Below are 9,787 nucleotides of genomic sequence, written 5' to 3' on the forward strand. Positions count from 1 at the left end.
CGCCTTGGCGCGAACCTCGAACATCGCGATCTGCGCGCGGAGCAACGGATCGGCGAGCTTGCCGTCGTGATCGACCCCGATCGTGGCAAGCGCGCCGTCGATCAGCGGGTTGCGCCCGCCACCCGCCAGGCCCATCCCCGAGATCATCTCGCGTTCGTGGCCGAGCAGATATTTGGCCACGTCCCAACCGCGGTTGACCTCGCCGACCACCTGGTCCTTGGGCACCTTCACATCGTCGAAAAAGGTCTCGCAAAAGGGCGAATAGCCGCTGATCAGCAGGATCGGCTTGGTCGACACACCCGGGGTGCGCATATCGAACAGGACGAAGCTGATGCCCTTGTGCTTGTTCGACTTGTCGGTGCGGACCAGGCAGAAGATCCAGTCGGCCTTGTCGGCATAGCTGGTCCACACCTTCTGCCCGTTGACCAACCAGTGATCACCCTTGTCCTCGGCCCGCGTCTGCAACGACGCCAGGTCCGATCCCGCGCCCGGCTCGGAATAACCCTGGCACCATCGGATTTCGCCGCGCGCGATCTGCGGCAGGTAATGGCGCTTCTGCTCCTCGCTGCCATAATGCAGCAACGCCGGCCCCAACATGGAAATCCCGAACGAATAGAGCGGGCTGCGCGCGCCGATTGCCTGCATCTCCGCACGCAGGATCTTCGTTTCCGCGGGCGTCAATCCGCCGCCGCCATAATCGGCCGGCCAGTCGGGCACGGTCCAGCCCTTCGCCGCCATCCGCTCCAGCCACAGCTTCTGGTCGGGACAGGAAAACACCGGGTTCCGCCCTCCCCAGCACAGATCCGCTTCCCCGCGCGCCGGCGCCCGCATTGCCGCGGGGCAATTCGCTTCCAGCCATGCGCGTGTCTCCGCACGAAACGCCTCGTCGCCACCGGCCATCGGACTCTCCTCTTTGGCCGGAAGATGACACCCCCTTACGTTCACGTAAAGCGAATAAACCCGTCACCTTGACCGACGCGTACAGCCCGCGCGGACATGAAAAAGGCCGCCGCTCCCGGGGGGAGCGACGGCCTTGTCTCACACCTTGAACCGACCTCAGGCCGCCTTGGACCGCGATGCGCGCTTGCGCTCGTTCGGGTCCAGGTGGCGCTTGCGCAGGCGGATCGACTTCGGCGTCACCTCCACCATCTCGTCGTCGTCGATATAGGCGATGGCCTGTTCCAGCGTCGCGCGCTTCGGCGGGCTCAGCCGGACCTGATCGTCCTTGCCGCCGCTCGCGCGGAAGTTGGTCAGCGCCTTGGTCTTCATCGGGTTGACTTCAAGATCGTCGGTCTTGGCGTTCTCGCCGACGATCATGCCTTCATACAGCTGCTCGCCATGCCCGATGAACAGGATGCCGCGGTCTTCCAGCGGCCCCAGCGCATAGTTGTTGGCTTCGCCCGTGCCGTTGGAGATCAGCACGCCATTCTTGCGGCCTTCGATCGTGCCCTTGTACGGCCCATATTTTTCGAACAGCCGGTTCATGATTCCCGTGCCGCGCGTGTCGGACAGGAACTCGCCATGATAGCCGATCATCCCGCGTGACGGCGCGGAAAAGGTGATGCGCGTCTTGCCGCCGGTCGACGGCCGCATGTCGGTCATCTCGGCCTTGCGCAAGTTCATCTTCTCGACGACCGTACCCGAATGTTCGTCGTCCACGTCGATGATGACGGTCTCGTACGGCTCGGTCCGGTTGCCGTTCTCATCTTCGCCGAACAGCACGCGCGGACGCGAGATACCCAGTTCGAAGCCCTCGCGGCGCAACGTCTCGATCAGCACGCCCAGCTGCAATTCCCCGCGGCCGGCCACTTCGAAACTGTCCTTGTCGTCCGCCTCGACCACCTTAACTGCCACATTGGACTCGGCTTCGCGCATCAGGCGGTCGCGGATCATCCGCGATGTCACCTTGGTGCCTTCACGCCCCGCCATCGGCGAATCGTTCACCGCGAAGCGCATCGACAGCGTTGGCGGATCGATCGGCTGCGCGTGCAGCGGCTCCGTCACGCTCGGGTCCGCGATCGTGTCCGCGACGGTCGCGATCGACAGCCCGGCCAGCGAGATGATGTCGCCTGCCTTGGCCTCGTCCACCGGCACGCGCTCCAGCCCGCGGAACGACATGATCTTCGATGCGCGGCCGGTCTCGATGATCTTGCCGTCATTGTTCAGCGCGTGGATCGGCTGATTGAGCTTGATCGTGCCCGAATTGACCCGCCCGGTCAGCACGCGACCGAGAAAGTTGTCGCGATCGAGCAGGGTGACCAGGAACGTGAACGGCACGTCCTCCACTTCCACCTTCGGCGCCGGAACATGCGACACGATGGTCTCGAACATCGGGATCAGCGTGCCTTCGCGCGCGTCCATGTCGGTCGATGCATAGCCGTTGCGGCCGGACGCATACAGCACCGGGAAATCGAGCTGCTCGTCATTGGCGTCCAGCGACACGAACAGGTCGAACACCTCGTCCAGCACTTCCTGGATCCGCGCGTCGGCCCGGTCGACCTTGTTGACCACCACGATCGGCTTCAGCCCCAGCGCCAGCGCCTTGCCGGTCACGAACTTGGTCTGCGGCATTGCGCCTTCGGACGAATCCACCAGCAGGACGACGCCGTCGACCATGCTCAGGATGCGCTCCACCTCACCGCCGAAATCGGCGTGGCCGGGGGTGTCGACGATGTTGATCCGGATCGACTCCGTGGCGCCCGGCGGGGTCCAGTCCACCGACGTCGGCTTGGCCAGGATCGTGATGCCACGCTCCTTTTCCAGGTCGTTCGAATCCATCGCCCGCTCTTCCACGCGCTGATTGTCACGAAACGTGCCGGACTGGCGGAACAGCTGGTCGACCAGCGTGGTCTTGCCATGATCGACGTGCGCGATGATGGCCACATTGCGGAGGCTCATGAAGCTGTTCTCTTATGCGATAAGGGTTATCAGCGGCGCCCATAGCGCAAATGTTGCGCCGCGGGAAGCGCAGCGGGCGTCACGCGCCGCCACGCGCATGCGCATGTGCATGGCGGCGGATGCGCGCCATGACGAACGCGACCAGCGCGATGACCACCGGCACCGCCATCCCGGTCGCCACTTCCGGCGGGACGGGGCCGATGCCGTGCATCGACTTCACGACATATCCGAACAGGCCGACCAGATAATAGCTGATCGCCACCACGGACAGCCCCTCCACCGCCTGTTGCAGCCGGACCTGCACGCCGGTGCGCCGGTCCATGGAATCGAGCAGGTCGCGGTTCTGGCGTGCCAGCGCGGTGTCGACGCGGGTGCGCAGCAGCGAGCTGGTCCACGCCACCCGCTGCGACAGGCCTTCCAGCCTGTGCGAAAAGGATTCGCACGTCCGCACCGCGGGCGCCAGCCGGCGTGCGGTGAAATCCGCCAGCGTGGGGTGGCCACGCACCTCGCCCACCTGCAACGCGGCCAGCCGGTCGCTGCTCAGCTGGGCATAGGCGCGGGTCGCGCTCAGGCGATAGGATGTCTCGGCCATCAACCGCGCGAGCTGCGCCGACAGGAAACTCAGCTCGTCGAGCAGCGTGTCGTCCTGCGACACCCGTTCCGCCACCGCCGCCGTCAGGGTGGCGAGCCGTTGCTCCAGCCGCGAAACCTCCGGCGTCAGGCGCTGCGCCAGCGGCAGGCCCAGCAACGCCATATTGCGGTAATTGCCCAGCTCCTGAAGCCGCTGGACCAGCTGCGCCGCCTCATAGCCCACCAGCCCCTGATCGCGCACCACCAGCCGCCCGAACCCGTCGGCGTGCAGGCGGAAGTCGGACCAGATCCGGGCCCGGCCCTGCGCCACGTCGCACACCACCAGATCGTCCATGGCGAAATGCGTGATCAGCGGCGCCACGTCGGCATCCTGCTCGACCAGCGCGACATGCGTCGCGCGCAGCACCTCGCCCGGCAATCCCGCCACCCAGCGGTTGACCGCATCGCCGAACGGCTCGCATCCGAACGCCGCGCCCGCATGCCCCGTCGCCACGAAAGTATAGGTCGCCACTTCGGTGTGCCGTTCCCATACGAAGTCATGGCCGTCCAGCCGACACACGAAGTACCGGCTGGCGGGGTCGGGCCCGGCGCCATGCTCCGCGCACAGCGCGACCACATGCGCCTGGCTGGCGGCGATGCCGTCCTCGTCCATCAGCGTCACGATTTGCATCAGGCGCAGCGGCGCCGCCAGCTGCGGCAGCTTGCGGACGTGCATCTCCTCGGACAGCGACGCGCGCAGCGGATGGCTGCGCAGCGTCGGAACCGTGCCGACAATCCCCCGGTCCACCCCGCGCTCCACCCCGCGCTCCGCCCCCCGCTCCGTCATGCCCGCTCCCCCATGCCGCGACGCTATCGGGGTGGCGCATCGCTGGCAATTGCGGGCGGTGCGTAGTACATGGGTCATACACTTGATCGCATCGGCGATCGACGCCATGCATGGCGGACTATCCAGGAGAATCCGATGGCCGACACCGAGACGCTGACCGCTGAGCCCGCGCTCGTGTTGACCCCGCCTGCTCCGGTGGCGGCGGTCGGTGCAAACAAGGCCGCCGGCCTTGTCCCGCTCGACGAGAAGCAGCGCAGCCAGCTCGACGAAAAGGTCGAGGGCTTCGTCGCCAACCTCGTCGCCGCCGACGCCAACAGCCCGGAATTCGGGAAACAGGTCGACGCGATCACCAACATGGGCCGGCGCGAAATCGCGGAGGCCGCGGGCCAGTCCAACCGCTTCCTCGATCGCCCGGTCAAGGCGATGGACAAGGAAGGCTCGGTCGGCACCGATCTGGCCGAACTGCGCCGCACGATCGAGGATCTCGATCCCGGCCGCAACGCGCTCGCCCCGCGCCGGCTGTTCGGCATCATCCCGTTCGGCAACCGCATGAAGAATTATTTCGACGGCTACAAATCCGCGCAGACCCATATCGCCGCAATCCTCGCGCGGCTGGCGTCGGGCAAGGACGAACTGCTCAAGGACAATGCCGCGATCGATGTCGAGCGGCAGACGCTCTGGACCGCGATGGGTCGCCTCGAACAGATGATCCACATCTCCAAGGCGCTCGATGCGCGGCTGGAGGCGACCGCGGACGATCTCGAACATACCGACCCTGCCAAGGCCAAGGCGATCCGCGAAACCGCGCTCTTCTACGTCCGCCAGCGCAGCACCGATCTGCTGACGCAGATGGCGGTCACGGTGCAGGGCTATCTCGCGCTCGATCTCGTCAAGAAGAACAATGTCGAACTGGTGAAGGGCGTCGATCGCGCGTCCACCACCACCGTCGCCGCACTCCGCACCGCGGTCACCGTGGCGCAGGCGCTGACCGCGCAGAAACTGGTGCTGGAACAGATCACCGCGCTCAACACCACCACCGCCAACATCATCGACAGCACCGGCGAACTGCTCCGCACCCAGACCGGGCAGATCCACAGCCAGGCCGCCGCCTCCACCATTCCGCTCGAAACGCTGAAACGCGCATTCCAGAACATCTACACCACCATGGACACGATCGACGCGTTCAAGGTGCAGGCGCTGTCCTCGATGAAGCAGACGGTCGACGTTCTGACAGGCGAGGTCGAGAAGTCGCGCGGCTACATCGCCCGGGCCGAAGGCGCGCAGCAGGGTGCGCTCCCCGGTCCCGGCGCGGCCGATCCGTTCCGCCTGGAACGCTGACATGGCGGATGCCAACCGCGTGGTCGAGGACGCCGAGGCCCTGCTCCGCCGGGTCAGCCCGGAAGGGCGTCAGCGCCTCACCCGCCGGCGCGCGCGCCGCCGGCAAAAGCTGATCGGCACCTCCAAACGGCTCGCACTCGTCACCGTCGCCGCGCTGCTCGCCATGATCGCGATCGGCTGGTTTCATCCGCTCGGGATCGGCGGCATCATGCTGTTCGGGATCGCCATGATGATCGCCTGGGGGATCATTCTCCTCACCTCCGCCGAACCGGATGCGCGGACCGAGGAACTGGCCAGCGTCGATCTCACGCGCCTGCCGCACCGCACCGAAAGCTGGCTGGAACAGCAACGCCCCGCCTTGCCCGCGCCCGCCATGCGGCTGGTCGACGATATCGGGTTGAAACTCGATGCGCTCGGACCGCAACTCGCCGCGCTCGACCCGCGCGAACCCGCCGCGGTCGAAATCCGCAAGCTGATCGCGGAGGAACTGCCCGAACTCATCACCGGCTATCGCCGCGTTCCGCCCGGTCTGCGCGGTGGCGCGGCGCGCTCCGGCCTCAACCCCGATCGCCAGCTGCTCGATGGTCTGACGGTGGTCGATGACGAACTCGCCCGCATGGCGGAACAGCTGGCCAGCGGCGACCTCCACAAACTCGCGACCCAGGGCCGCTATCTCGAACTCAAATATCGCGGGGACGAGAGCGTCTAGAGCATCGAGCGCTAAATATGATCCGTTCGTCCCGAGCGCAGTCGAGGGACGTGTCACATAGGCTGCGTGGCGTATCTCGACTTCGCGCGATACGAACGGGTCGGTTGGATGGATCGGATGAAACGCTGGATGCTCCAGGCCGGGGAACGCCCGGCATCCGGGTGCGGCCGGCGGTCACTCCACGGCGCGCGCCATCGCCAGCGTGCGGCGCGCCATGTCCAGGTGCAGCCGTTCGACCATCTGGCCGTCCACCCGGATCGCGCCCCTGCCCGCGGCGTCCGGCGCCGCAAAGGCACGCACGATCGTCTCCGCCCATGCGATCGCCGCCGGATCCGGGCTGAACGCTGCATTGCACGGCGCCACCTGCGTCGGATGGATCAGCGTCTTGCCATCGAACCCGAACGCCGCGCCTTGCGCACATTCGCGCGCGAACCCGTCCACATCGCCGATCGCGTTATACACGCCGTCCAGCACGATCCGGCGATGCGCGCGCGCCGCCGCCACCGTCTGCGCCAGGAACCCCAGGAACGGCGTCCGCGCGGGGTCCGGCCGCATGCCCAGTTCCTTGGCGATGTCGTTGGTTCCCATCACCAGCGCGGCCAGGCCCGGCGCGGCGGCGATCTCCGCGGTGTGCAGCAGCGACCGGGCCGTCTCCACCATCGCCCACACCGGCACCGCCCCGCCCAGCACCGCATGCGCCGCCGCCACGTCCGCCGCGCCGTCCACCTTCGGCACCAGCACCGCATCGGGCCGCGCCGCCGCCAGCGCGCGCAGGTCGTCGCTTCCCCACGGCGTGCCGGTCCCGTTCACCCGCACCACCAGTTCGCGTGTTCCGAAACCGCCCTCCCGCACCGCCGCCACCGCCTGCGCGCGCGCCGCCACCTTCTCCTCCGGCGCCACCGCATCTTCCAGGTCCAGGATCACCACATCGCACCCGATCCCCCGCGCCTTCGCCACCGCCCGCGCATTCGAAGCCGGCATGAACAACGCACTCCGCCGCGGGCGGGGGGTATGGGGCACGGTCATGCGAAATCTCCTGACGATGGGGTGAAAAAGACGTTCATACCCCATTTGGATGATGCGCTGCGATGCCCGGCCTTCCATGAACGGCAGAACGTCGGGGAGCACGCCATGCCGAATATAACCAAGTTTATAGCCACGCTTATCATCTGCGCCGTGGGGGTTCCCGCTCACGCCGCCAGCGTCAGCACCTATACCTACGCGCTTCAGCAATATTGCTGCGGCTTCCCGACGGACGTGAACTCGTACAGCTACAATGATCAGTTCAGTAGCTATTACGACAACGGCGTGATCCGATACACGAATGAAGTGCCCGTCGCGAAAACCACCCGTTCGGAAATCACAAGCACCAACGGCATCGACGCGGAATCCTTTGCACGGTTCGATGTCACCCGCGGCACCATCGGCGCCTATGTACGCACGGACGTGGGCTATGATGGCTACTCCGCCACCAGCGCGCGCGCCAATGTTTCGTTATTGGAAACGCTGACCTTCACCGTCGCCGGCGCGACCGCCGCCACCCGAACCCCGATCCTGCTGACGTTCGACTGGCATGGCACCTTCGGTGGCAATGTCGAGGGCGGCGGCGCCTATGCCGCATTCCTGGCCGGCGCTGGAGAGGCGCGCATCACTGCAACCCGCTACGGCAACGGCTACTTCTCCTCCGCCAGCAACTATGTGCAGGGCGACGGCGGCGATCGCTACCAGTTCAGCATACTCTACGACCTCATCGGTCCCGCGCAATCGCTGCCCGTGTTCGCGTCGATGGAACTTCAGGCTCATAATGGGCAGATCGCGGATTTCAGCAACACCGCCGCCATCGGGCTTCGCTTGCCGGGCAATGTCAGCTTCACGACGGCGTCCGGCCTGTTCCTCAGCGCAGCCGCCGTTCCCGAACCCGCCGGCTGGGCGATGCTGATCCTGGGCTTCGGCCTGATCGGCGCCACGCTCCGGCGTCCACGAACCGAGTCGAAGGAACCGTACCATGCTTGATACACCGAAAGGTCATACCGCGCGTAAAAGGCGCTGCTTCGCCGCATGCCGCCTGCCCCTCGGCTTGGTGGCCGCCGCCCTGTCGACCAGTGCGCCGGCCCAGTACAGCCTGGGCGCCAGCACCGTGGCAGCCGCGTTCAGCCCCTATACCGTCTATAATGTCCCGCCCGATACGGACGCTGCCGTCAACGGTCCGGGCCAGTTCGCAACAAGCACCGCCTCCAGCTTCAGCGCACCCGGCGGCTTTCGCCGCAGCGCGGACGGCCAACCCGCCGATGGGGCCGCCTCTTCCATGGCCTATGCCAACCTCGCGACCGGCAAGATCGGCGCTTTGGCAACAACAGACCTGTACACCTATGCCTGGGCGTCCTCCTCTTATTCCGATCGCATCAGCCTGGTGATAGCCGGTGCGGCGGCGGACACCGTCACGACCTTGCGCTTTCTGTTCGACGTGACCGGTAGCTTTTTCGGGGACGACAACATCCACAATCAATCTGGCGGCGCACTGCAGTTCCGCACCGACATCAGCTACATTAACAAACCCTACGGCTTGGTTTCTACTGTTGGAACGCTTTACGAAAGCGCCCACGACGGCGTTACCCAATCGCAGATATATGGCTATGGTGGCGGCACCTTTGCGCAATCTCCGTCTGGACGCGCACTGGCACTCACATTCGACGTGATCGGGCCCAATCCGCAACTGGCGATCTCCGCCTATATGAGGGTGAATGCACAAGGCGGCGTCACTGCCGACTTCTCGCACACCGCCGGGCTCAGCTTGCAGTTTCCCGACAATGTTACCTTCACGTCGGGCTCCGGCGCCTTTCTCAGCCAGGCCGGCGCGGTGCCCGAAACCGCCAGCTGGGCGATGCTGATCCTGGGCTTCGGCCTGGTCGGGGGGACGCTTCGGCGGGGCCGTCACACACCCTACGCCCTCACTTCGCCTCGGTGAAATCGAACCGGATCCGCACCCACGCGCCGACCATGGATTTGCCGCCGATGCGCGGCGGGCGGACGCGGAATTGCCAGGCGGCCTGGCGGAGCGCGCGGGCGAGGCCGGATCCGGCGGGCGAATCCCCCAGTTCCTGACACTGGTCGACGCGGAAATTGGGGATGGTGCGGCACGCGATCATGCCCCAGCCGGGCTGGCCGTTGCCGCGCGGCAGATAGGTGGCCAATTCCGCACGGGTCGGGCGGCTGTACCAGTCGGCATTGTACAGCCGCTCGCCGCCCGGCCCCTCACCCACGGCATCGCCCGCGCCGGCAGCCTCGCCGGTGCCGGTCCCGCTGCCCCCGCCGCTGCCGCTTGTCGTCGGGCGGTCGGCGCTGCGCCGCGGCATCGCGCCGATGTCGGCGGCGGCGAACACGTCGCGGTTCACCTCGATCAGCGCCAGCTGCGTGTTGGACGGGGT

Annotated in this window: 7 protein-coding genes and 2 pseudogenes; 4 read left to right on the plus strand and 5 right to left on the minus strand. The window is 66.5% G+C overall.

Going from position 1 to position 9,787, the window contains the following annotated elements; genetic code table 11:
* The 3 genes from VF649_RS12700 to VF649_RS12710 all read right to left on the minus strand — a co-directional run.
* On the minus strand, positions 1-900 hold a 900-nt coding region (locus tag VF649_RS12700; RefSeq protein WP_331012326.1), incomplete at its 3' end, for an acyl-CoA dehydrogenase family protein.
* Positions 901-1,056: 156 nt separating this feature from the next.
* Positions 1,057-2,898, minus strand: coding sequence for a translational GTPase TypA (gene typA, locus VF649_RS12705; protein ID WP_331012327.1), 1,842 nt, complete (start codon positions 2,896-2,898; stop codon positions 1,057-1,059).
* Between the two features lie 79 nt (positions 2,899-2,977).
* Positions 2,978-4,315 (minus strand): DUF3422 domain-containing protein, encoded by a 1,338-nt coding sequence (locus tag VF649_RS12710; protein WP_331012328.1) that lies wholly within the window; start codon positions 4,313-4,315, stop codon positions 2,978-2,980.
* 135 nt (positions 4,316-4,450) lie between these two features.
* On the opposite strand from VF649_RS12710, the gene VF649_RS12715 reads away from it, so the two are divergent.
* Together VF649_RS12715 and VF649_RS12720 are read left to right on the plus strand one after the other, a co-directional pair.
* The gene (locus tag VF649_RS12715; protein ID WP_331012329.1) at positions 4,451-5,653 is read left to right on the plus strand and encodes a toxic anion resistance protein; all 1,203 of its coding nucleotides are present in this window, start codon (positions 4,451-4,453) and stop codon (positions 5,651-5,653) included.
* A gap of 1 nt (position 5,654) precedes the next feature.
* Positions 5,655-6,362: a hypothetical protein gene (locus VF649_RS12720; RefSeq protein ID WP_331012330.1), complete on the plus strand. Its 708-nt coding sequence runs from the start codon at positions 5,655-5,657 to the stop codon at positions 6,360-6,362.
* Between the two features lie 174 nt (positions 6,363-6,536).
* Here the strand turns inward: VF649_RS12720 and VF649_RS12725 are convergent, their stop codons facing one another.
* Positions 6,537-7,388, minus strand: a complete 852-nt coding sequence (locus VF649_RS12725; RefSeq protein WP_331012331.1) for a CoA ester lyase — start codon at positions 7,386-7,388, stop codon at positions 6,537-6,539.
* Positions 7,389-8,255: 867 nt separating this feature from the next.
* On the opposite strand from VF649_RS12725, the pseudogene VF649_RS15205 reads away from it, so the two are divergent.
* A pseudogene (locus VF649_RS15205) lies at positions 8,256-8,375 on the plus strand (PEPxxWA-CTERM sorting domain-containing protein); the annotation flags it as partial.
* Positions 8,368-9,327, plus strand: a complete 960-nt coding sequence (locus VF649_RS12735) for a PEPxxWA-CTERM sorting domain-containing protein (RefSeq protein ID WP_331012333.1) — start codon at positions 8,368-8,370, stop codon at positions 9,325-9,327. The pseudogene VF649_RS15205 and the gene VF649_RS12735, both read left to right, overlap by 8 nt.
* Here VF649_RS12735 and VF649_RS12740 read toward each other — a convergent pair.
* A pseudogene (locus tag VF649_RS12740) lies at positions 9,311-9,787 on the minus strand (hypothetical protein); the annotation flags it as partial. The gene VF649_RS12735 and the pseudogene VF649_RS12740 overlap by 17 nt on opposite strands.

This window comes from Sphingomonas sp., from assembly GCF_036387535.1.
Lineage (GTDB): Bacteria > Pseudomonadota > Alphaproteobacteria > Sphingomonadales > Sphingomonadaceae > Sphingomonas_R.